Genomic DNA, 23,902 nt, shown 5'->3' on the forward strand with positions numbered 1-23,902 from the left:
GGCAGCGTTCCCGCGAACTTTCAGAAACTTCCTTATGACGTGCACAATACCCCAAGAGTAGTCGTTTCAGATGGTCTTTGGTGAAAGTCGCCCACCCTGACCCTGACCATAGCCGCCCTCCGGAAATGAGCATCACGTGCCGCTATCGACAGGGCCATCCATATGCCTCACCGGGCACCGTGCCCGGATGCGGATTTATCTGACCTCCCCCATAAACCCGCCAGCACGACGGACGTTATGTCAATCCAGCCAACAATGCCGACAGGAAACAGGCAGATGGCATGAATGCGATTGTCCAGCTTGCGCTTGCCCGTCCCTATACCTTTGTCGTGATGGCGATCCTGATTGCCATGGCGGGCGTGCTGTCAGCCATCCGCACGCCAGAAGACATCTTTCCCGAAATCGGCATTCCCGTCATTGCCGTGGCGTGGACCTACAGCAACCTTTCACCACAGGACATGTCCGGACGCATCGTACTGCCATTCCAGCGTACGCTGACCACGACGGTCAATAATATCGAACATATCGAAGGACAGTCGCTGACAGGCATCGGGGTCATAAAGATATTCTTCCAGCCCGGCACCGATATCCGCATCGCCAATGCGCAGGTCACCGCCATTGCCCAGACAATCCTGCGCCAGCTTCCCGTTGGCACCACGCCACCGCTGATCCTGAACTACAATGCCTCCACTGTGCCGATCGTCCAGCTTGCCCTGTCGGGTGAGGGCATGACCGAACAGCAGTTGTATGATTACGGTTTCAACTTCATCCGCAACCGGCTGGTCACGGTGCCGGGGGCCGCCATTCCCTATCCCTATGGGGGAAAGGTGCGCCAGATCCAGATGGACCTTGACCCGGCCAAGCTGCAGTCACGTGGTGTCTCGGCACAGGACGTGGGTACCGCCCTGACCAGTCAGACACAGATCACGCCTGCGGGTTTCGTCAAGATTGGCGAATACCAGTATAATTTCAGGCTCAATAATGTCCCGCTTTCGGTTGACCTGCTGAACATGCTGCCCGTGCGCACGGTTAATGGCGCGGTTGTGCGCGTGCGCGATGTGGCTCATGTGCGCGACGGGTCAACCCCGCAGCAGAATGTGGTTCATGTGGACGGGCAGCGTTCGGCGCTGATGACGGTGCTGAAATCGGGGGCGACTTCCACCATCGCCATCGTGCAGGGGGTCAAGGCGATGATCCCCGATGCGACACGCGGGCTGCCGAAACAGCTTAAACTGCGCCCTGTCAATGACCAGTCGCTTTTTGTCCGCGCCGCCGTGGACGGGGTGATGCGCGAAGGGGCGATCGCGGCGGGGCTGACCAGTCTCATGATCCTGCTTTTCCTGGGGTCATGGCGGTCGACGCTGATTGTGGCGACATCCATCCCGTTATCGGTCATGGGGGCGATCGCGGCGCTGTCCATGCTGGGGGAAACACTGAATGTCATGACGCTGGGCGGTCTTGCGCTGGCGGTCGGCATTCTGGTGGACGAGGCGACGGTCACGATCGAGAACATCGAACGCCATCTGGAAATGGGCAAGGATGTGCATGCCGCCATCATTGACGGCTCTGCCGAGATCATCGTCCCGGCCTTCCTGTCGCTGATATGCATCTGCATCGTGTTCGTGCCGATGTTCTACCTGCCCGGGGTTGCGGGTTTTCTGTTCGTGCCGATGGCGCTGTCGGTCATGTTCGCCATGGTAATGTCGTTCATCCTGTCACGCACGCTGGTGCCGACCATGGCCATGTTCCTGCTCCGCCCGCATGCGGAAGGAGAGCGGAAAAAGGAAAATGTCTTCACACGTTTCCAGCAGGGATTCGAACGACGTTTTGACAGCTTTCGTGACCGTTACGGTGCATTGCTGGAAAGTATTATGGACCATCGCGGCCGGTTCGTGACGGGGTTCGTGTGTTTTTCGGCACTCAGCCTCGGGCTGCTGCCGTTCCTTGGCCGCAATTTCTTTCCGCAGGTCGATGCGGGCACCATGACCCTGCATGTCCGTGGTCCGATCGGCATGCGGATCGAAGAAACATCGGCCCTGTTCCAGCGGATTGAAAAACAGATCCGCCAGCGGGTGCCTGCGGCTGAACTTGATTCCATCGCGGATAATATCGGCCTGCCCACCAGCGCCATCAACACCGCCTATAACGCGTCAGGCACGATCGGGCCGCAGGATGGCGATATCCTTGTGGCGCTGAAGGAAAACCACCGGCCCACCGAACGCTACATCCGCCTGCTGCGCACCGAACTGCCGCGCCTGTTCCCTGAAGCCACCTTTGCCTTCCTGCCGTCCGACATCACCACCCAGATCCTGAATTTTGGCGCGCCCGCACCGATCGACATTCAGGTTTCAGGCCCCGACCCGGATGAAACGCGGCAGTTTGCCGGGAAGATACTGCGCGCCATACGGCGCATCGATGGGCTGGTCGATGCCCGCATCCAGCAGCCCGGCCATTATCCCGAACTGCGTTTTGACGTGGACCGCACCCGCATCAACCAGCTTGGCCTGACGGAAGGCGATGTCACCAACGCCATCGCGACCTCCATTGCCGGGACCGTGCAGACCGCGCCCCTGTACTGGCTGGACCCCCACAGCATGGTCACATACCCCATTGCGGTGCAGATGCCTGAATACCGGATCAGTTCGCTGGCGGATATCATCGGTCTGCCGGTGACGGGGGCTTCCGCCACGCAGCTACAGGTGCTGGGGGCACTTGGCACGATTACGCGCGATGCGACCTCGCCGGTTGAGGCCCAGTACAACATCCGCTCCCTGATCGATGTATTCGCGGGTGGTGACGGCCGTGACCTGGGGGCGATCGCCAGTGACGTGCAGGCGGCACTGCGCCACCTGGACCATGACCGGCCCGAGACGGTCACCGTTACGCTGCGGGGCCAGTACCAGGCCATGACGACGGCGTTTTCGGGCATGGGGTTCGGACTGCTGGGTGCGATCGTGCTGATCTACCTGCTGATCGTCATCAATTTCCAGAGCTGGACCGACCCGTGCATTGTCGTCCTGGCGCTGCCCGGCGCGCTGGCGGGCATATGCTGGATGCTGTTTGCAACGCAGACGCCGTTATCCGTTCCCGCACTGACGGGGGCGATCATGTGCATGGGGGTGGCGACGGCCAATTCCATCCTTGTCATCACTTTCTGCCGTGAACAGCTGGCGGAACATGGCGACGCCGTCCGCGCGGCGCTGGCGGCAGGGCGCACGCGGCTGCGACCCGTCATCATGACGGCGCTGGCCATGGTCATAGGCATGCTGCCCATGGCGCTGGGACTGGGGGAAGGGGGCGAACAGAACGCGCCGCTGGGCCGCGCCGTGATCGGCGGGCTGATATTCGCCACCTGTGCATCGCTGTTCTTCGTGCCGACGCTGTTCGCCATCATCTATGATCGCCGCGCGCGTCATGCGGCGGATGGGGCGCATGCCCATGCCTGATGCTGCGGTCATGCCGCAGTCAGGGCACAAGCCCCGCCTGCGCTGGATCATTATCGGGGCTGCATGCATTTTCGGCATCATCCTTGTGGTGGGAACGCTCGCCCGTATCCATGCCCGCCACCGGCTGCATGCCAGCAACGTGGCGGCGCTGGTGCCCAGTGTCACCGTCGTGCATCCCGGCGGGAAGGCCACTGATACGCTGGTCCTGCCCGCCATCCTGCAGGCATGGTACAGCGCGCCCGTTTATGCACGCACCAATGGCTACCTGCGGCAATGGTATGTCGATATCGGGGACAGGGTGACGGCAGGCCAGCTGCTGGCGGAAATCGATACGCCCGATGTTGACCTGCAGCTTGCCGGGGCGCGGGCGGCGCTGGGTACCCGGACGGCGCAGCGTGACCTTGCGCGTATTACATCGCGCCGGTGGGATCGGCTGAACGCGCAGAATGCGGTATCCCAGCAGGAAACGGACGAGCGTCGGGGCAACCTTGCGGCCAGCGAGGCAACGCGCCATGAAGCGGCAGCCGATGTCGAACGGCTTGAAACGCTTTCGGCCTTCAAGCGTATCATCGCCCCCTTTGCCGGTGTGGTGACCAGCCGCGCCACCGATATCGGGGCGCTGATCGTGGCGGGCACGGCCGCCAGCCAGCCGCTTTTTACCGTATCGGACGTGGCCCGGCTGCGGCTGTACGTGCGGGTGCCGCAGGCCTATGCCGCGCGCATGCGGGAGGGTTTTGATGCGCATTTTACGGTGCCGGATTATCACAACCGGCAGTTTGATGCCCACCTGATCCATTCCTCGGACGCGGTTGATTCCCAGTCTGGCACCATGCTGGTCCAGCTGGTCTATGACAATGCGGAAGCCCTGCTCAAACCCGGCGCGTATGCCCAGATTGCCTTCACGTTTCACGGCCCCGGCCCACAGGCACCGCCCAGCGTGCGCATTCCCGCCAGCAGCCTGCTGTTCCGCCGGGACGGGACCACCGTGGCGGTGGTGGATGGACGCAACCATGTCAGGATACGGCCCGTCTCGATCCTGATCGATTTCGGGACGGAGCTTGAGGTCACGGGCGTGGCACCACAGGACAGGGTCATTACCAACCCGCCGGATGATATCGGGGATGGTGACCCCGTCAGACCGCGCGAGGGCGGACATGGCGCCTGACTGGCGTGTGGGGGTCATGCTCCTCATGTCCCTGCTGTGCGGGTGCAACCTGGCCCCGCGGTACAGGAAACCGGCATTACCCGATATTCCCGCCACATTCAGGGAAACCGGGCCATGGACCCCGGCACGGCCCGCGGACGCCATGCAACGTGGCGCGTGGTGGACGGTCATGGGCAATGACGACCTGAACCGTCTGGAAGACGGGATCGAACACGGCAGCCCGCAACTGGCGGCGGCCGTGGCGCGGTATGATCAGGCGCGTGCCCTTGTCCGTCGCGCGCGGGCCGAATTCTTTCCCCAGATCGACGCGACCGCCAGCGCACAACGCGAACGTGCGCTGTTTCCCGCCACGGGCAATTATTACGAATACCGGGATTACGCATCCGGTGGCACCGTATCGTGGGAGCCGGACATCTGGGGACGCATCCGTAATCTGGTCAGGGCGGCGCGGGCCAATGCGCAGGCAGGTGCGGCGGATCTGGCAGCGGTCCGGCTCAGTCTGGAAGGGGAACTGGGAGATGACTATTTCCAGTTGCGCGGGCTGGATGCGCGCATCAACCTGCTGCGGCAGACCATGGCGGCCTATGAGGCGGCGCTGGACCTGACCACGAAGCGTTTTGTCGGTGGGGCAGCGAATGAACTGGATGTCGGCCGCGCCCGGACCCAGCTGACCACGACCCAGTCCCGGCTTGAACAGCAGGTGGCCGACCGTGCCCTGATCGAACACGCCATTGCCGTGCTGATCGGTGCGCAGCCTTCGACCTTTTCCATCCCGTCCGCCACCGACCTTCCGCCCGTGCCGGTCATTCCCGTCACGGCCCCGTCCACACTGCTGGAACGCCGGCCGGATGTGGCGGTGGCGGAACGGCATATGGCTGCCGCGAATGCGCGGATCGGAGTCGCGAGGGCTGCATTTTTTCCCAATATCACGCTGGGCGCGAACGCAGGTTCGGAAACCACGACCAGCGCCCTTGCATCGGCCGGGACGGGTATATGGGCGCTGGGTCCGGCGCTGGCGACACTGGCCATATTTGATGGTGGTCGGCGGTTCGCCAACCTGGCCGTAACCCATGCGGAATATGCGCAGGCGGCTGCGGATTACCGGCAGGCGGCGCTGAACGCATTCCGCGAGGTGGAAGACCAGCTGGCCCTGCTGAACCATCTGGCGAACGCCGCCGCACGGCAGGATGAGGCGGTGAGTGCCGCCACACGTACCGACCATCTGGCAACCGTCCAGTATCGGGAAGGGGCAGTGGATTACCTTCAGGTCGTCATCGCCCAGACGGCTGAACTGCAGGCACGCGAAGATCTGATTACGGTCAATACGCGACGCCTTGTCAGCGGGATCGACCTTGTCCGCGCCATGGGGGGCGGGTGGCTGAACAGGTGATACTGCCCGCCGTCAGGGAAAACAGGCGGATTTCCGCCGGGTATTACGGGGCTGGGAATATTTTTTAAAAACATATCTCGATATATCTTGACGTAAGATATATCGGAACGTATATCGGTAAGCATGAAACACAGAAACAGACACGCAGGCGGTCGTAACCGCCAGACTTTCTCCCCCGAAGGCATGGCCGGTGGGGGGGAACCCCGCCGCCATCATGGTCGCGGTGGACATCATGGTGGTGGTCGCCGGGGCGGCCGTCACCGGCTGTTCGATTATGGCGAGATGCGGCTTCTGGTCCTCTCGCTGATCGCGGAGAAGCCGACCTACGGCTACGAACTGATCCGCATGATCGAGGAAAAGTTCGGTGGCAGCTACGCCCCCAGCCCCGGCGTGATTTACCCCACGCTGACCTGGCTGGATGAAGCGGGTTACGCCCGGATTGTCGAAGCTGATGGCCGCAAGAACTACCACATTACGCCGGAAGGCGAGGCGTTCCTGAACGCCAGTCGCGCGGCCCTTGATGAAATCCTGTCCCGCGCCGCGACAGGTGCGGCAGAGGGCAGGGGCGGCAGGAAGAATGTTCCGATGCCGGTCATGCGGGGCATGGAAAACCTGCGCACGGCGCTGCGCCTGCGGCTGCGTAACGGTGGCCTTGATACGGATGCCGAGGAAAAGATCGCCGCCCTGCTGGATGACGCCGCCCGGGCGATCGGGCAGGTCTGAAACCTGTATTGTCCTGGCCGGGTAATCATCAGGTTAGGAAATACTTCCCATAATCCTGCCATGTATTAGGTCTGTTCCGTACAGGAAGACATGGCGTGATTTATGAGTGATCCAGTGCAGGCCACTCAGTTTCCAGAATATACAGCGATATCTGGAATATTTTCCGGAATAATCCTGCCTCATAAATCCTGATGATTTTTGCGCAGGATATTCCTGATGCTTTTTGTTACATCATCCGGCCTTACATTTTTTGTCATATGACACAATGTTTAAACGGTCGAATTAAAGGATATCATATTATGAAGCGTTCCATTCTTTTCGCACTTGCTCTTGGCGCCTCCCTCCCGCTGGCAGCACATGCCCAGTCCGGGGACTGGAATCAGGGTGGTGAACAGGGCGAACATGGTGGTCGTGGTGGCCATGGCCATCACGGTGGTCGCCATGGCGGCGGCGAAGGCGGCCAGGGTGGCGATTCCCAGGGCGGTGACCGCAACGGTGGCGAGCGTGGTGATCGCGGCGGTGAAGGCCGTGGCGAAGGTCGTGGTGACCGCAACGGTGGCTCTGGCGAGCGTGGCGGCTGGGGCGAACATGGCAACCGCGGCGGCGACAGCCAGAACGGCAACCGTGGTGGCGACAGCCAGAATGGCGGCTGGGGTGAACACGGCGGCGGTGGTCGCGGTGGTGACCACAACGGCGGCTGGAACCAGAACAACAGCTCCAACTGATTTCCGCCCCACAACGGAAGGCCCGGCTTATTGCCGGGCCTTTTTTTATTATGGGCAGGCGTAATCATATCGCACCCATGAAAAGAAATAAGACAGGGAACGGGACCATGCCAACAAGACGGGATTTCATGGGGGGCATGGGTCTTGGCGCGCTTGTGGCGCTGGGTGCGGTTCCTGTACATGCCGCCATGGCCGCGAAGCCTGCTTTTCGTGCAGGAAGCGGGCGGGCGGATATCGTGTTTCCGGCCAGCCAGTTTCCCATTGACGGGTTTACCGGGCAGCATGATCCGCTGGCCGTGCGTGTCCTGCTGCTTGATGACGGGACAACACGGCTTGCCATTGTCGTGGTGGACCTGACATCCATCTTTGATGACCTGATAACCGCGATCAAGGCCACCGTGACGGATGTCGCAGGCATTGCTGCCCCCAATATCATTGTCAGCGCCAGCCACACCTTTTCAGCGCCGCATGTATTCGCGGCGGGGCAGACGCCACCGGGTACGGATATGAAGGCCAATGCCGCTGCATGGCAGGCAGTCATACAGGCCGCGCGTCAGGCCGCGACGCGGGCCTTTGCAATGCGACAGCCCGCGCGTCTGGGCGCGGGCGTGGGGACAAGCCGGGTCAGCGTGAACCGTGATGTGTGGACACCGTATGGATGGTGGCTGGGCGCGGATGACGCGGGCGATACGGACCCGACCGTAAGCGTGCTGCGCATTGACCGGCTGGATGGCAGGCCGCTGGCGGTCATGACGAATTTTGCCGTGCAGTCCTCGGTCATGGACGGGTCCGTATCCAGCACGGGCAGCAGGCTCATGACGGCGGATCTTGCCGGTGCTGCGATGCGGCATGTCGAGGCGCAGTACGGCCCTGACGCGACTGCCCTGTTCGTGGTGGGGGCGGCAGGCGATCAGGCACCCTATCTTCAGGCCAGCCGTCCCGTCGTGAATGCGGATGGACAGGCAGGCCGGATTGACATTCACGAAGCCGGCTTCGCGATTGTTGACCTGCTGGGCGCGCGCCTTGGCGCACAGATCGTCGATGTGGCGGGGAAGATCAGGACTGCCGATATGCCGACACTCGACATCCGGCGTGAAAACATACAGGTGGCGTCGCAGGCATTCCCGCCACGGACGGGTCGCGCCACGGGGCCTGTCACCACTTTTGCCTATACGGCCGGGTCACCGGTTTCGCTGCCGGTCGTGCTGGTCCGTATTGGCGACCTGGCGCTGGTGGGCGTGCGGCCGGAACTGGCGGCCAGCCTTGGTGCACGGATCCGCGACCATTCGCCCTTTGCGCATACCATGGTGGCGACTATGATCGATGGCGGGGCCAAATACATGCCCGATGCGCGGAGCTATGACCGCTATACCTACGAAGCGCGGAGTTCGTCCTTTGCCAAAGGGGCAGGGGAAGCGGCCTGTGCGCAGATCGCGGCGCTGCTGAAGCAGGCCCGGCCCGCCACCCGCTAACGGCTGCCAGCGGGCATGGGGCGCGGGACCATCCGGGTTGACAGGACCGCCCCGCACGATCAGAACCATGCCGACGGTTCCCCCTGCGGGGGGATTAAAAGGGAACGGAGTGCGGGTTACGATCCAATGCTCCGGCTGTCCCCGCAACTGTAAGCGGTATGTCCTTGCATTACCGGATGTCATGGTCCGGGCCACTGGAGACTGCGGTTTTCCGGGAAGGTTGTGCAGGATGCCACGCCGTGAGCCAGGAGACCTGCCGTCATGATGGTTGCGACCGGGAACTGTCGGGCGGGGTGTCCTGACGGTGTGGTGTCACGGGCCTTCCTGCGGATCGGAAGCCGTGTGGCGACACGCTCTCGTGGCAACGATGATGTGACCGCGAGACCTGAATTCCATGATCCTTTTTCGGAATCTGCTGATTGCTTCCACCACACTGGTAACAATGGGCGCCTGTGTGGCGCGCGCCGATGATCTGTCCAGACGGGACACACCGCAAAAGCAGCCCGCCAACCAGTATGCTGTCCAGAACAGGAAATCGAAAGCTGTTGTTTCGCTGGACAACACGGGCCTTCCTGAACTGATCAGCGTCAGTGCCGCCCGTCGGTCGACAAAGGTGGATGATATCGGCACCAGCATGACCATCATCACCGAAAAACAGATCCAGACCCAGCAGCGGCGCAGCCTGACTGATATCCTTGCACGCCAGCCGGGCCTGAACGTGGTGCAGACGGGTGGCCCGGGTGGTACCTCGTCCATTTTCATGCGTGGCAATAACGCCAACGAGGTCAAGGTCCGCCTTGATGGCATGGATATCAACGACGGCAGTTCCTCGACCGGCATGTTTGACGCGGGCGCGTTCGTGACCGATGGCATGGGCCGGATCGAGATCCTGCGCGGTCCGCAGAGCGGCCTGTACGGCGCGGACGCCATGGCCGGCGTCATCGATATCACCACAGCGCAGGGGCAGGGACGATTCAGGCCGTTCGTCCGGATCGAAGGCGGGGGGTATGGGACATTCAACCAGACATTCGGCGCGCGCGGCAGCAGGGGGCGATTTCATTATAATGTGGAATTCTCCCATTACCGCATGGACGGCTTCCATAATATTCCGTCCTATATCGAACGCTACTACGGCGCGGACCGGCAGCAGCGCCATGAAGGCAACCGGAATGACAACCGTGGCGTCAATATCCGGCTGGGTTATGATGTCACCCATAATTTTGACCTGGGACTTACGGCGCGGCTGATACAGGACAACAATCATTCCTATTCGGTGTATGACCTGCAGAGCGAAAATCTGTACGGGGATAAAGGCGTGCGGGAACAGACCACCCAGAACGAGGCCATCGTGCGCGGCACGGCGCATCTTGTGTCGTTCCATGGACTGTTCGATCAGGTGCTTGGCCTTGGTTACATGACCAACCGCAACCGCTGGACGGAAACGGGCACAGCTTACGGCAGTCCGATCAGTCCCGACCCTGATTATTACCGTTCCAGCCGGATGAAGGTGGACTGGCACGGCACGTTCAATTTACGGCAGTATGGACAGCTTCTGATCGGGGCCGAACATTTCCACGATACGTTCAATACCAGCCATACGGCGTCCAGCATGTGGGACAGCGGATATGATACATCCGCCAGCATGGATACGACCGCAGGCTACGGGCAGTATCAGGGCAACTGGCACCATATCCTGTATGGCGCGGCCAATATCCGTTACGACGCCAATTCGCGTTATGGCAACCATGTGACATGGCGCGTGGCCCCCGCGATCCATGTGCCGGGAACCGGGACCATCATCAAGGCCAGTGCCGGTTCGGGTTTTCATGGTCCATCGCTGTACCAGCTATTCGCCAGCCAGGTGGGGGCCGGTTATTCCGAAAAAGGCAATCCGGACCTGAAGGCGGAACAACTGGTCGGTTACGATGCAGGGGTGGAGCAGAAGCTGCTGCATGATCGCCTGAATTTTGGCGCGACATGGTATGACAGCCGCGTCCGGAATCTGATCCAGTCCTCGCTTTCGATTGATTCGGCATACGACTATAATTACTCCTATGCCAATGTGGCAAAGGCACGGATGTACGGTGTGGAAGCATTCGTGAACTGGAAGGCGCTGCGTGGTCTGGAATTTAACCTCAGCTACACCTGGACCCATGCGCGGGATGAAGCAGACCACAACGAACTGCTGCAGCGTCCCCAGCACAAATTCAATTTCAACACGACATGGACCCCCATCCGCGACCTGACATTTTCGGGCAACATCCTGTATACCAGCGGCTGGCGCGGCCTGCCGGTCATTGGCAGCGAGACATGCAGCACATGTGCCAAAGGGCATGGGTATTTTACTATCGACGTGGCCGCAAATTACCAGATCAACCGTTATGTGTCCGTCTATGCCCGCGCCGACAACCTGCTGGACCACCAGTTCGAGGACCCGATCGGCTACCTGCAGCCCGGTCGCGCCGGTTACGGCGGGTTCATGCTGAATTACTGACGTGAAGGGGGTTATGGCGGGCATTGTCGCGGGCCTTCTTGCCTGTGCCCCGATCGTGCGGGCGCAGTCATTGCCGCGCGTGGTGTCGCTGAATGTCTGTACCGACCAGCTGCTTCTGCTGCTGGCCGGACCCGGTCAGATTACGGGAGTGACGCCGCTGGCGCGCGACTGCTGGAATGCCGTATTGTGTGAACAGGCGCGGCAGGTGCCCGTCCTGCGCCCTACGGCGGAAAATGTCGTGGCGTCCCACCCCGATGTCGTGCTGGGCGGGACCTATACGGCAGCCGTCGCCATTCAGGCGGCGCGCGAGCAGGGCGCGCGGGTTATCGTCCTGCCGCCAGCACGGGCACTGGCGGATATTCCCGACCAGATCATGGTGGTGGCGAACGCCATTGGCGCGCGCAGCCGGGGACGGACACTGGCTGGGGATTTTGCCCGCCGCCTTGCATCCCTTTCAGCCGCTCCCGGCCCCACCGACCCGACAGCGGCAATTTATGCCGCCAATGGTTTTGTCACCCATGCGGGCTCGCTGCCGGACGACGTTCTGGCCCATGCGGGCCTGCGTAATTATGCGACCGTGATGGACCGGCAGGCATCCGCCCGCTTTTCCATGGAATTGCTGATTGCGCATCCACCCGACCTGCTGGTGCTTGACCGTTCGGGGCAGGGCACGTCCCTTGCCCAGTCCATGCTGGACCATCCGGCGCTGAAACAGGCGTTTGCCGGGCCGCACCGTCTGGATCTGCCCTCACGGCTGTGGTTGTGTGGCCTGCCACAGACGCTGGACAGTGTCGCCCTGCTGCATGCCGCCCGCGATAGACTTGGAACCGTCCGGTGAAACCTGCCCGTAGCAACCTGTTACTGAACATCATGCTGCTGGCGGCGGTAGCGGGCCTGTCCGGTGCGTCGCTCATGTGGGGGGAAACCCGCATCATGGCCGTGCATGCGCTGGCGGACCTGCTGGCGGGGCGGCATACCGCAGGGGCGATTATCGTCGGGCAGTTGCGCCTGCCGCGCATGCTTCTTGCCATCATGGTGGGCGGGACGCTGGGCCTGTCGGGGGCGGTGTTGCAGGGATACCTGCGCAATCCGCTGGCCGATCCCGGTATTCTGGGGGTGTCGGGTGGGGCGGCGCTTGGGGCGGTCAGCGTGTTCTATACCGGCCTCATGCAGGTTTCCGTCGCGGCCCTGCCGCTGGGTGGGCTGATGGGTGCGCTATGTGCGGCAGCCGTGCTGATGGGGCTGGTGGGGCGTGGTGGCACGCTGGTGCTGCTGCTGGCGGGGGCGGCGCTCAGCAGTCTTGCCGCGGCTTTGACCGCGCTGGTGCTGAACCTTGTGCCCAGCCCGTACGCGTCTTTTGAAATCATGCACTGGCTCATGGGATCGCTGACGGACCGAACCTTTGCCCATGTCTGGATCTGCCTGCCGGGTGTCATATGTGGCACGCTGCTCATGCTGTCGGCCGGGCGCGTGCTGGATGCGCTGACATTGGGCGAAGACGTGGCGGAAAGCCTTGGCTTCCGACTGCATGGGATGAGGGGCGTCCAGACGCGTATCGTGCTGGGGGCGGCACTGGCCGTGGGGTCGTGTGTGGCGGTTGCGGGCGCGATCGGTTTCGTGGGGCTGGTGGTGCCGCACCTGTTGCGGCCACTGACGGGGTATCAGCCGTCGAAGCTGCTCGTACCGTCCTTTCTGGGGGGAAGCCTGCTGCTGCTGGGGGCGGATATGGTGGTGCGTCTGGTAACGGTGGGGACCGAACTGCAGCTTGGCGTGCTGACGGCGCTGGTGGGTGCGCCGTTTTTCCTTGCCCGTGTCATCATGCTGAAAAGAGGCGTGTCATGACCCTGCTGCAGGCATACGACATTTCATTCAGGCGTGGGGACCGGGCTGTTGTTTCCGGCGCGTCCCTTACGCTGGCGCGGGGGCGGGTTATTGGCCTGATCGGACCGAACGGGGCGGGGAAAAGCACGTTCATGCGCATGCTGGCGGGGTTGCTGGCACCCGATTACGGGCAAATCACCCTTCTTGGTCATGACATGAACCGGATCACCCCGACAGTACGTGCCCGGCAGCTTGCCTTCGTGCCACAGCAGGGTGAACTGCCGCCGCCCATGCCCGTGCGCACGATGGTGGGACTGGGACGCCTGCCGCACGGGCAGGTGAACGGACATGCCGTCCATCACCCGGCGGTGGCGGGTGCCCTTACGGCCACTGGCCTGCTGGAGTTGAGCGCGCGCCCGGCCACGGACCTGTCCGGCGGAGAGCGCGCGCGCATGAACCTGGCCCGCGCGCTGGCGACCGACACGCCGGTCATACTGGCCGATGAACCGATTGCGGCACTGGACCCGGCGCATGCCCTGTCGATGATGCAGCTTTTCCGCCAGCAGGCGGGGCAGGGAAAGGGGATCGTCATCGTGTTGCATGATCTGGTGCTGGCAACCCGGTTCTGTGATGAACTGGTGCTGATGGACAATGGCGCCGTCATCCGTCATGGCCCGGCCACGCAGGTGCTGGATGATGACATCATGCGCACGGTTTACGGGGTGACGGCCCGACGGGTGGACGGTGCCGTCCTGCCATGGGCACTGTGCCGCTGAGCGCTGACACATGGTTTCGGTGATGTGGCAGCGGCCTTGACCGGCAGGCGGGATCGTGCCGCCTGTGGTTTTTTCGCAGAACGCGCCTGTGCCCGCAACAAAGTGCTCCAGAAGGCGTTTCTGGGTGGTGACAGGCAGCCGGTTGCGATGACGTGCTTTCATATGACATATCAAGCCTTTATTGGCTTACCTATGCCAGCCCGTAAAATTAAAGGCCGGAGCATCCTATGAGTGCCCCGGCCTTTGTTGTGGATATGGGGCCAGCCTTATTTCAGGCCATCCACAAAGGCCGCGATGCGGCGGCAGCCTTCACGCAGGGTATCCGTACCGGTCGCATAGGAAATACGGAAGAACGGGCTCATGCCATAAGCTGCGCCCTGTACGGACGCCACCTGCTGCTCTTCCAGCAGCGCCATGACGAAATCGGCATCGGTTGCGATCAGGCGACCACCGGCCGAGGTCTTGCCCATGCACCCGCTGATATCGGGATAGACATAGAACGCACCCTGCGGCGTATGGCACTGCACGCCGGGAATGGCGTTGAGCAGGCTGACTACAAGATCACGTCGGGCCTGATATTCGGCGGCGCGGTCCTTCAGGAAATCCTGCGGGCCGTTCAGCGCGGCCACGGCTGCGGCCTGCGCCAGCGTGTTGATGCCGCTGGTGGACTGGCCCTGCATGTTGTTCATGGCCGCGATCAGCGCGCGCGGGCCGCCGCAGTAGCCGACACGCCAGCCGGTCATGGCATAGGCCTTGGACACACCGTTGACGGTCAGGACACGGTCCTTCAGCCGCGGCTCGACCTCGGCGATCGTGCAGAAGGTAAAGCCATCATAAATCAGGTGTTCATAGATATCATCGGTCATGATCCAGACCTGCGGATGTTTCAGCAGGACGGCGGCGATGGCTTCCATGTCCGCGCGCGGGCAGCACGCGCCGGTGGGGTTGCCGGGGAAGTTCAGTACCAGCCATTTGGTCTTTGGCGTGATTGCGGCTTCAAGCGCTGCGGCCGACAGGCGGAAGCCCCCTTCGGCCGGGCAGGGCACGGATACGATGGATGCCCCGGCAAGGCGGGCGATATCGGCATAGCTGATCCAGCTTGGCGTGGGCAGGACCACTTCGTCACCGGGGTTGATGGTGGCCATCATGGCGTCATAGATGATCTGCTTGGCGCCGTTGGCCACAAGGATTTCATCCAGCGCGTAATCAAGGTGGTTTTCACGCTGGAACTTGCCCTGCACCGCCTTTTTCAGCGCGGGCTTGCCATCCTGTGGCGGATATTTGGTATCACCCGCGCGGGCTGCGGCAATCGCGGCATCCACGACATGTTCGGGGGTGGGGAAATCGGGTTCGCCCGATGACAGGCTGACGATCTTCATCCCTTCCGCCTTCAGCGCCGACGCCTTGTCGGTCATCGCGGCGGAAGCCGAAATCCCAATTCCATTCAGTCGATCCGCAAACCCAGGCATCAGACGCTCTCTCCACTTTTACTCATGCAACAGGACACATGCTCACACCGCATCGTAAATCGTTTCGACACGGGTTAGATACCGACGAAAATGATCTGGCCCCATACAACAATACTATGAAAGCCCGATGGCCCTCATCCCGCCTGCCCATCCATGCGGATCGGGTCGCGTACCATGACCAGTGACAGCCCGGCCGCAATAACCAGGGCGGTGGCGCACATGTACCATGCCATGTCAAAACTGCCGGTCCACGCCACGATATACCCGGTCAGGATGGGTGAAAGCAGCCCCAGCGAGTTGCTGCATGTCAGCGTTACACCCGTAACTGCCCCCATTTTCTGGCCATCTTCCACCATATCGGTCAGCAGTGCAGTATTGGCGCCATTGGCCGCCATAAGGCAGGCCAGCGCGCCGGACAGCACCAGCAGGATGGGCATCATGGTATGGAAATGCGGCAGCAGTCCGATCGTGGCCGCACCGATCAGGCAGGTGACGACAACAAAACGCCGGTAGGGCGGATGAATGCCATTACGGAAGACAAGGTGTTCCAGCACCCGCCCGATAATGACCGCGCCAATGGCCGCGACCAGATAGCACAGGGCTGTGCTGTTGCCCGTACCGGTGGTATTGATGTGCAGTTCATGGATCAGGTACAGCGGCATCCATGACATGACCAGAAAGTTCAGGTAATTCTGCGTGCACTGCACCACCAGTATCCCCAGGAAGGAAGATGAGCGGAACAGATTTCTGATTTCACGCAGCGTAATGGGCCTGCGCGGGACGGCATCTGCCTTGCGGGCCGGGTTGCGGTAAACCAGCCACCACACCAGCGCCCACGCAATGCCCACCGCGCCCAGTGCCATGAACTCGCACCGCCACCCGAAAAAGGTAATCAGGTACGCCCCCGCGATCGTGCCGCCAGCCAGCCCGAGTTGCATGCCCGTCAGCAGCACGGTCATGACCGACCCGCGTTCGCGCGGCTGCGCCCAGTTGCGCACCACGGTGGCCCCCACGCCAAAGGTCGGTGCCTCACCAACCCCCAGCAGCACGCGTGTCAGCAGGAACTGCGTGATGTTCTGCGCCATGCCGCCCAGCAGCATGGCGAACGACCATATCCCCACGGCAAGGCTGCCAATGGCGCGGGCACCCACCATGTCGAGCACAATGGTCGAAGGCAGGTTGAGCAGGAAATACGACCACAGGAAACTGGATGAAACCCAGCCCATCTGCACTGGTGTGAGGGAAAACTCCCTGCCCATCGACGGCAGGGCGATGGACAGCGCGGCGCGGTCGCCATAGCTGATGGCGTACATCAGGAATACAAGGAAGAAGAATACGTAGCGGGCAGGAATTGCACGCCCGCTTCGTGCGTTGGTGGTCGTTTCACCTGTTGTCACGCTGTAGGACTCCTGGTGTGCCGTGAATTACGATGAGGAACGGGCCATCACGCACAGGCCGTGCTTCATGGCGGGGTGCCGGTGGCCGCGTCCATTGTGCCTTCCGCCACGACTTTCTGTTTTGCTGGGCGATCGTGACGCAGCATCCATACGCCGGACCCGATGATCAGCAGTCCGCCCATCACCATGGCGACGCCGGGTATTTCACCGAACCCGAACCACCCGATCAGCGCGGCCCACAGCAGCCCGGAATAGGCAAAGGGGCCAATTGCGGACACCTGTGCCGAGGCAAAGGCCTCGGTCTGCAGAACCTGCGCGATCCCGGCAAACGCGCCCACGGCGACAAGGCATGCGGCTTCGGTCACGCCGGGCGTGGTCCAGATGATAGGCAGGGGGAGTGCCGTCATGAGCGTCATGAGGATCGCCTGCCACAGCGCGATGGTCGTGCTGGATTCCGTGGCCGAAAGCTGGCGGATCTGCATGGTGGTCAGCGCACCCACCGCCCCCTGCGCCAGGGCTACGGCGTAGGCCCAGCTGGGTACCGCGCTGCTGGCGCCATGCAGCAGCCCCTTGCCAAGGGCGACCACGACCACGCCTGAAAACCCGAGGCAGACCGCGACCCAGCGCTGCAGCGACGGCCGTTCATGCAGCAGCGGGATGGACAGCAGCACCAGAAACAGTGGCTGCGTGTAGGACAGGACCTGCTGTTCGGCCAGCGGCAGGCGGGTTACGGTAATCACCACCATGATCATGCTGATCAGCCCAACGATCGACCGCAGGACATGCCCGCCAAAATGACTGGTTTTCAGTACAATGCCCGTGCGCGACGCGATCAGTAGCACGAAGGGTAGGGAAAACAGGTTGCGGAAGAAAATGATCTCCAGCGCGGGCAGTGTCGATCCGGTCAGTTTCTGCAGGGCATTGAGGGCGGCGGTAAAAAATGTCGCCGATGCCAGAAGAAGGGCGCCACGTTTCAGGTCATGCTTCATTTTGTCCGTACCTCAATGCACGACATGGACGGGAGCGCGCTTCATGAAGGGTCAGTCCGGTCGGTCCCTCACCTGTTTCACGTTACGGTAACGTAACGCATGGGGCGCATTCCGGGTTATAGGAGTTCGTTGCGGTGCAATAAGAAATTCTTATGGATGAGGGGACGCAATCAGTCCCCAAGCTGGCAGGCAGGCGTCAGCACGCCGCCACTGGCCTCGATTTCCGCACGGATGGCGCGCGCCAGTTCCAGCGATCCGGGCGTGTCGCTGTGCACCAGTATGGACTGGGCCTTCACCGGCAGGCGCTTGCCGTCAATGGTCGTGACCGACCCGTCCTGCAGGAACTGCTTCACGCGCGTCCGCACCCCCGCCATGTCATGGATGACAGCGCCCGGCTGCCCGCGCGGGACCAGCGTGCCCGCCGTGGTATAGGCCCGATCCGCCAGGAACAGCGTCCGTGCCCGCAGCCCGGCTTTTTCCGCCGCGCGTTCGGTCGCCTGGCCGGGCATGCAGAATACGCTCAGGTTGCGGTCAAGGGCTGCAATGGCACGGGTCAGGCGCAGGGCAAGGGCTTCATCGGCGTTGGCCATGTTGCCGAATGCGGCGTGGTAGCTGACATGGGTGACACGGTGGCCATGCCGTGCGGCAATGCCCTGCAATGCGCCGATCTGGTAGCACATCATGGATTCCATATCCGCGTCCGACACGGCCATGTTGCGCCGTCCGAAGCCCATCAGGTCCGGCAGGCCGGGATGGGCGCCGATGCCCACACCCTTTTCCTTCGCCAGTTGCACTGTGTGGTTCATGATGGCGTAGTCACCGGCGTGGAACCCGCAGGCGATATTGGCCGAGGACACGGTATCCATCAGCCCGTCATCATCAGCGATGCGCCAGCGGCCAAAGCCTTCGCCCATGTCGGAATTGAGGTCGATCTTCATGCCTTGTCTCCAGACTTGATGCCAGCACGGCAGCGGGCGGATGTGCGGTAATGGGCAACCATCATGCGCAGGTCATCCAGATAGGCGTTGACCGGCTGCATGGCCGCGACACCTTCGGCAAAGCTGCATTCATGGAAGCGGATACGCGTGCCGATGCGCGCCTGCGCCAGCCGCCACAGGTCCGCTTCGATCACGGTGGCGATGCGGGGGTAGCCACCCACGGTATTGGCATCGGCCAGTTGCACGATCGGCTCCCCCGCCGGTGGCACCTGCACGATACCGGCAATCACACCGTAGGATCGCAGTTCAATCCGGTGATTCAGTTCCAGCGGCGCGCCCGACAGGCGGTAGCCCACGCGGTTGCTCTGCGGTGTGATGCGCCATGGGGTATCCCACAGACGCTGCCGGGATTCGGAAGTGAACAGTTCGTAATCGGTCGCTGGCATGGCGCGCAGATGGATGACCTTCGCATCGTCCTCGCTTGCTACGGCATCCAGCACCGTTGCAGGCGGCACGGCGCCGTAACCCGCAACATCCAGCGTGGCCCCCGTGGTCTTCAGCGTATCGCCTGTTTCCAGCGGTCGACCGTCCAGCCCACCAAAACCGCCACGCAACTGCGTGCTGCGCGACCCCAGCACCACAGGCACCTCAATCCCGCCCGCAATACAGATATACCCGCGCGCGCCGGTTCTGGGGGCGCCCACACGCAGCACCTGTCCTGCCGCCACCGTCTCGACCGTCCATGGCAGGATGGTGCGGCCATCAACTTCGATTGCGGCATCAATACCCGTGACCGCAAAGCTGGCCGGTGCATCAAAACGCAGGACGAAAGGATAGGTCTGCAATTCGATACAGGCATCGTCCATCTGGTTGCCCAGCAGGATATTGCCCGCCTGCAGGGCGATGGCGTCCATTACGCCCGACGTGCCCACGCCAAGGTTGCGGTAACCGGGACGGCCCAGATCCTGCACCGTGTTCAGGGCGGATGTTTCAAGGATGGTCATCACAGCTCGATGCTTTCGGGATAAAAGCGGATGCGGTCGCCAATGGCGAACAGGGCAGGCGGCTGCTTGTGGGGATCAAACAGGGTTATGTCGGTATACCCGATGGAATTCCACCCGTTCGGTCCGGTCAGCGCGGAAATGCCCGCCTGCATGCCGCCAATGGTGACGGTCCCGGCCAGCATGTTCAGCGACGGTACGGTCTTGCGCGGTGTTGCGATACGCGGGTCCAGCCCATGCAGGTAGCCAAAACCCGGCGCGCTGCCTATGGCGCAGACCGTGTATTCACTGTCGTGGTGGATGGCGATCACCTCTTCGGGGGGCAGGCCTGCATGAGCGGCAACAGTGGCCAGGTCACCACCCAGTTCGCCACCATAGCGCACGCCGATTTCAAACAGGCGGCCTTCGATATGCCGTTCGGGCAGGGTGTCCCACGCATGGCGCAGCCAGTCAGCCACTTCCTGCGGGCGGTCGGGCGGGGCCGCGAAAATCAGCATGAGGTTGGTCACGCCGGGAATGAGTTCGCACACATCGGGCCGCGCCCGTGCCGCGTCCATCAGCGACCATATCCGGCGCTGGTGGGCCATGGTGAAGTCCCCCGGCGCCTCGAACAGCATGGCGCGGGTGCCGATCATGCTGATGGTGGGGGCCGGGCGGGTATCGCGCGCCACGTCGTTCTTCATATCCGTGTTCAAAATACACAGTCCCTGGAACAGTGCTGGTCATATCCCGGAAATTGCAGGATCCGGTACGGGGCCTGAACCATAACAATGCAGGTTTCGCGGTATCTGGCGCCGACCCGGAAAGTATGGCCGTTTGCGTAACGATGGCCAGTGCAATTCTGGTTGTATGGCTATTGGATAATCTTATGGCTCAGCACCATGGCCGGGCCATCGTATATTGTTATGGCGTGAGAACGAAGTGCTCTTGGCGCATGTTGACCGCGCCCGCTAGCATGCAGTGAATAGCTGAGCATCCGGTACCCGTTGTGGGGCCGGGTGGGATTAGTTTCTCTGTTCAGGATCGGGTTTTCTTACCATGAGCAACCAGCCGTACCGTACCGCCCTCGTCACCGGCGCATCTTCTGGCATTGGCGCGGAAATTGTCCGCCGCCTGTTCAGGGAAGGGATCGAAGTGCATGCCCTGGCGCGTGATGCGGCGCGACTGGAAGCACTGTCGAAGGAAACCGGCTGTGTCGTGCATGCGGTCAGCGTATCCGACCAGAAGGGGATCGAGGCGCTGGTCAACGGGCTGGAGATCGATATCCTCGTCAACAATGCCGGGCAGTCGCGCACGGGCAACATCACCAGCACCACGCCCGATGATATTGACGCGCTGGTTGACGTGAATCTGCGCGCGGTGCTGCAGCTGACCCGGCTGGTGGTCGCGGGCATGATCGAGCGTGACCGCGGGCATATCGTCAACATCACCTCCATTGCCGGACATTATGCCTTTGCCGGTGGCAACACGGTCTATCATGCAACGAAGGCTGGCGTGCATTCGCTGTCGCAGCAGCTGCGCTGTGACCTGTTCGGCCACCGCATCCGCGTGACCGAGGTCTCGCCCGCGCGTTGCGAAACCGAAGTATTCGGCCGCCTGATCGGCAACATGGAAGAAGCGAAGAAGCGTTTCTTTGATGAATATGAATCCCTGCTGCCCGAGGATATCGCCAATTCCGTCGCCTTTGCCGTCATGGCGCCGCAGCGCATGAATGTCAGTTTCATGGAAGTGCTGCCGACCATGCAGGTTGTGGGCGGCCTGAATTTCGCCAAGAAGACAGCCGGCGCGGCGTAAGACCAGTGGATCTCACGCATGTCAGGCGGCTGATCGACCTTGTGGCCCATGCCCCGGTCACGGAGCTTGAGGTTGAGGAAGGTGGTTGTCGTATCCGTATCACCCGTGGTGGTGGAACGCAGCCGGTCGTCCCGCCTGCATCCGGCGCACCGGCTGTAAACCCGGTCAGTGCGCCGGTGGTGGCCGCATCAGAACCGCCACCCGTGATGGAAGCCGTCATTACGGCCCCGTCCTATGGTGTGTTCCATCTCTCGCCGTCTCCCGGGGCTGCCCCTTACGTTACCGCAGGGCAGGCCGTGACGGTCGGGCAGGAAGTGGGACTGGTCGAGGCCATGAAGGTGTTCAACGCCGTCCGCGCCACGCAGGCTGGCACGATTGCCGCCGTGCTGGTTGAAGACGGTACTGAAGTGGAGGCAGGGACCCCCCTGTTCCGGCTGGCATGAGTGAGACCCCACGTTTCAACCGGGTGCTTATCGCCAATCGTGGCGAGATCGCGCTACGTATCCAGCGCGCCTGCCGCCAGCTAGGTCTGGAAACGGTGGCGGTGTATTCCGAAGCCGATGCCGACAGCCGCCATGTGCATGAAGCCGATATCGCCCTGTGTATCGGCCCGGCAGCCGCGGCGCGCAGCTACCTTGATGCTGACGGTCTGCTGCTGGCGGCCCGCCTGACCGGGGCGCAGGCCGTTCATCCGGGTTATGGCTTTCTGTCGGAAAACGCTGATTTTGCCGATGCGGTGGAAAATGCGGGCCTGACCTTCATCGGGCCGACGGGTGCGTCGATCCGCATGATGGGCGACAAGATTACCGCCAAGCGCGCCATGCGCGACGCCGGCGTGCCCTGCGTGCCCGGGTCGGACGGGCCGCTACCTGCTGACATGGATGCGGTCAGAGCCATTGCGTTGCAGGTGGGCTTTCCCGTTATCGTCAAGGCATCGGGCGGGGGCGGCGGGCGCGGCATGCGCGTGGTCGAGCGCGAGGCTGATCTCGCGCAGGCGGTCACACTGACCGCCAAGGAAGCCCAGCAGGCATTCGGCAACCCGACGCTCTACCTCGAACGCTTCATGCAGAAGCCGCGCCATATCGAGATACAGGTCCTGTGCGATACGCACGGCACTGCACTCTGGCTGGGCGCGCGCGACTGCTCATTGCAGCGTCGTCACCAGAAGGTGCTGGAGGAAGCATCCGCCCCTGGCATTGCGCCGGAGACGATTGCCGAAATTGGCGAACGCTGTGCCGAGGCCTGCCGCCGCATCGGCTACCGTGGCGCGGGTACGTTCGAATTTCTGTATGAAGACGGGGTATTCGCCTTTATCGAAATGAATACCCGCGTTCAGGTCGAACATCCTATTACGGAAGAAACGACGGGCATCGACATCGTGGCCGGGCAGTTGCGCGTGGCCCAGGGCGCGCCGCTGGGTATCGCACAATCGGACGTTCCGTTGCTGGGACATTCCATTGAATGTCGCCTGAATGCCGAAGATCCGTTCACCTTCATGCCCTCGCCGGGTACCATCACGCGCTGGGACCTGCCTGGCGGGCCGGGTATCCGGGTCGATACGCATGTGGTGGCGGGCTATACGGTGCAGCCCTATTATGACTCGCTGATCGGCAAGATCATAAGCCATGGCGCAACCCGCGCCGAAGCCATTGCACGAATGCAGGTGGCGCTGGCGGAAATGAAGGTGGAAGGGGTGTCAACCAACATCGCCCTGCACAGTGACCTACTGGCGGACCCGGATTTCCAGCGTGGCGGGGTGGATATCCATTATCTTGAACGCTGGCTTGCGCGGAGGACGGCCCCATGAACAACCGGTCCGAACAGCTGGTGCCCCATTTTGACCGGCTGCCAGAACCCGAACAGATAGTACAGATGGCGACATGGCTGGCACAGGCGGGGCTGGACAGTCTGGAACTGACGAATGAGGCAGCGGGACTGAAGCTGCGCATTCGCGCGGAACAGGTGGCCACGATCCTGCCCACAGCGCAGGCTGCGGCCCAGCAGGCGGATGTCGGGGCAGGGGATGTGGCGGTGAAGACGCCGTATTTCGGTCACCTGTGCCTGACCCATCCATCGAGCGATACGCCCTTTGCACCGGTGGGAACAAAGGTGGTGCAGGGGGAGGTGGTCGCACTTCTGACACTGGATAGCCTGCAGGTGCAGGTTACCGCGCCGGTGGCAGGCACGGTAGTAGACATCGTGGGGCAGCCCGGCGCGCTGGTGGGATATGGCGCGACAGTCATGCAGATCCGGCCCGACTGAGACACGTCAGCCCGGAAGTGGTCGCCTGCCGGGCAACAGT

General features: G+C 62.3%; 20 protein-coding genes and 1 riboswitch. Of the genes, 14 read left to right on the forward strand and 6 right to left on the reverse strand.

The window, feature by feature from the left end; all coding sequences use genetic code 11:
- Positions 1-281: 281 nt before the first annotated feature.
- The 10 genes from ACE2AA_RS02935 (at position 282) to ACE2AA_RS02980 (ending at position 14,012) form a co-directional block, all read left to right on the forward strand.
- Complete coding sequence (locus tag ACE2AA_RS02935; RefSeq protein WP_395371069.1) at positions 282-3,446, forward strand: efflux RND transporter permease subunit; 3,165 nt, start codon at positions 282-284, stop codon at positions 3,444-3,446.
- Positions 3,439-4,611, forward strand: coding sequence for an efflux RND transporter periplasmic adaptor subunit (locus tag ACE2AA_RS02940; RefSeq protein ID WP_395371071.1), 1,173 nt, complete (start codon positions 3,439-3,441; stop codon positions 4,609-4,611). The genes ACE2AA_RS02935 and ACE2AA_RS02940 overlap by 8 nt, the downstream gene beginning before the upstream one ends.
- Positions 4,568-6,001, forward strand: coding sequence for an efflux transporter outer membrane subunit (locus ACE2AA_RS02945; RefSeq protein WP_227002332.1), 1,434 nt, complete (start codon positions 4,568-4,570; stop codon positions 5,999-6,001). The genes ACE2AA_RS02940 and ACE2AA_RS02945 overlap by 44 nt, the downstream gene beginning before the upstream one ends.
- 123 nt (positions 6,002-6,124) lie before the next feature.
- Positions 6,125-6,724, forward strand: a complete 600-nt coding sequence (locus tag ACE2AA_RS02950) for a PadR family transcriptional regulator (RefSeq protein WP_193557630.1) — start codon at positions 6,125-6,127, stop codon at positions 6,722-6,724.
- Positions 6,725-7,023: 299 nt separating this feature from the next.
- A complete protein-coding gene (locus ACE2AA_RS02955) occupies positions 7,024-7,449 on the forward strand; it encodes a hypothetical protein (RefSeq protein WP_395371073.1) in 426 nt (141 codons plus the stop codon).
- Between the two features lie 107 nt (positions 7,450-7,556).
- The gene (locus ACE2AA_RS02960; protein ID WP_395371074.1) at positions 7,557-8,921 is read left to right on the forward strand and encodes a neutral/alkaline non-lysosomal ceramidase N-terminal domain-containing protein; all 1,365 of its coding nucleotides are present in this window, start codon (positions 7,557-7,559) and stop codon (positions 8,919-8,921) included.
- A gap of 57 nt (positions 8,922-8,978) precedes the next feature.
- A riboswitch (cobalamin riboswitch) is annotated at positions 8,979-9,197 on the forward strand.
- A gap of 118 nt (positions 9,198-9,315) precedes the next feature.
- Positions 9,316-11,415: a TonB-dependent receptor plug domain-containing protein gene (locus ACE2AA_RS02965; protein WP_395371075.1), complete on the forward strand. Its 2,100-nt coding sequence runs from the start codon at positions 9,316-9,318 to the stop codon at positions 11,413-11,415.
- Positions 11,416-11,428: 13 nt separating this feature from the next.
- Positions 11,429-12,253 carry an ABC transporter substrate-binding protein gene (locus ACE2AA_RS02970; RefSeq protein WP_395372099.1) on the forward strand — a complete coding sequence of 275 codons (825 nt, stop codon included), beginning with the start codon at positions 11,429-11,431 and terminating at the stop codon, positions 12,251-12,253.
- The gene (locus tag ACE2AA_RS02975) at positions 12,250-13,257 is read left to right on the forward strand and encodes a FecCD family ABC transporter permease (protein WP_395371077.1); all 1,008 of its coding nucleotides are present in this window, start codon (positions 12,250-12,252) and stop codon (positions 13,255-13,257) included. The genes ACE2AA_RS02970 and ACE2AA_RS02975 overlap by 4 nt, the downstream gene beginning before the upstream one ends.
- Positions 13,254-14,012, forward strand: a complete 759-nt coding sequence (locus tag ACE2AA_RS02980) for an ABC transporter ATP-binding protein (RefSeq protein WP_395371079.1) — start codon at positions 13,254-13,256, stop codon at positions 14,010-14,012. Before ACE2AA_RS02975 ends, ACE2AA_RS02980 begins: the two co-directional genes overlap by 4 nt.
- A 266-nt stretch (positions 14,013-14,278) precedes the next feature.
- On the opposite strand, the gene ACE2AA_RS02985 is transcribed toward ACE2AA_RS02980, so the two are convergent.
- The 6 genes from ACE2AA_RS02985 to pxpB all read right to left on the reverse strand — a co-directional run bounded on the left by ACE2AA_RS02985 (position 14,279) and on the right by pxpB (position 20,489).
- Positions 14,279-15,481: a pyridoxal phosphate-dependent aminotransferase gene (locus ACE2AA_RS02985; RefSeq protein WP_141299002.1), complete on the reverse strand. Its 1,203-nt coding sequence runs from the start codon at positions 15,479-15,481 to the stop codon at positions 14,279-14,281.
- Positions 15,482-15,615: 134 nt separating this feature from the next.
- Entirely contained in the window at positions 15,616-16,878 is a 1,263-nt protein-coding gene (locus tag ACE2AA_RS02990) for an MFS transporter (protein ID WP_395371080.1), read from the reverse strand.
- A 65-nt stretch (positions 16,879-16,943) separates the two neighbouring features.
- Positions 16,944-17,867: a DMT family transporter gene (locus tag ACE2AA_RS02995; protein WP_395371082.1), complete on the reverse strand. Its 924-nt coding sequence runs from the start codon at positions 17,865-17,867 to the stop codon at positions 16,944-16,946.
- Positions 17,868-18,037: 170 nt separating this feature from the next.
- A complete protein-coding gene (locus ACE2AA_RS03000; protein ID WP_395371083.1) occupies positions 18,038-18,805 on the reverse strand; it encodes a LamB/YcsF family protein in 768 nt (255 codons plus the stop codon).
- Positions 18,802-19,812 carry a biotin-dependent carboxyltransferase family protein gene (locus tag ACE2AA_RS03005; protein WP_395371085.1) on the reverse strand — a complete coding sequence of 337 codons (1,011 nt, stop codon included), beginning with the start codon at positions 19,810-19,812 and terminating at the stop codon, positions 18,802-18,804. The genes ACE2AA_RS03000 and ACE2AA_RS03005 overlap by 4 nt, the downstream gene beginning before the upstream one ends.
- Positions 19,809-20,489, reverse strand: coding sequence for a 5-oxoprolinase subunit PxpB (pxpB, locus tag ACE2AA_RS03010; RefSeq protein ID WP_395372102.1), 681 nt, complete (start codon positions 20,487-20,489; stop codon positions 19,809-19,811). Before pxpB ends, ACE2AA_RS03005 begins: the two co-directional genes overlap by 4 nt.
- Positions 20,490-20,844: 355 nt before the next feature.
- On the opposite strand from pxpB, the gene ACE2AA_RS03015 reads away from it, so the two are divergent.
- From ACE2AA_RS03015 to ACE2AA_RS03030, 4 genes are read left to right on the forward strand one after another with little or no spacing between them, the layout of a single operon-like run.
- Complete coding sequence (locus ACE2AA_RS03015) at positions 20,845-21,600, forward strand: SDR family oxidoreductase (RefSeq protein ID WP_395371087.1); 756 nt, start codon at positions 20,845-20,847, stop codon at positions 21,598-21,600.
- 5 nt (positions 21,601-21,605) lie between these two features.
- Positions 21,606-22,043, forward strand: a complete 438-nt coding sequence (locus tag ACE2AA_RS03020; protein ID WP_141259808.1) for a biotin/lipoyl-containing protein — start codon at positions 21,606-21,608, stop codon at positions 22,041-22,043.
- Positions 22,040-23,407 carry an acetyl-CoA carboxylase biotin carboxylase subunit gene (gene accC / locus ACE2AA_RS03025; RefSeq protein WP_395371089.1) on the forward strand — a complete coding sequence of 456 codons (1,368 nt, stop codon included), beginning with the start codon at positions 22,040-22,042 and terminating at the stop codon, positions 23,405-23,407. The genes ACE2AA_RS03020 and accC overlap by 4 nt, the downstream gene beginning before the upstream one ends.
- Positions 23,404-23,862 carry a biotin/lipoyl-containing protein gene (locus ACE2AA_RS03030; RefSeq protein ID WP_141259810.1) on the forward strand — a complete coding sequence of 153 codons (459 nt, stop codon included), beginning with the start codon at positions 23,404-23,406 and terminating at the stop codon, positions 23,860-23,862. Before accC ends, ACE2AA_RS03030 begins: the two co-directional genes overlap by 4 nt.
- The last annotated feature ends 40 nt before the right edge of the window (positions 23,863-23,902 follow it).

The sequence above is a fragment of the Komagataeibacter diospyri genome (genome assembly GCF_043995075.1).
Lineage (GTDB): Bacteria > Pseudomonadota > Alphaproteobacteria > Acetobacterales > Acetobacteraceae > Komagataeibacter > Komagataeibacter diospyri.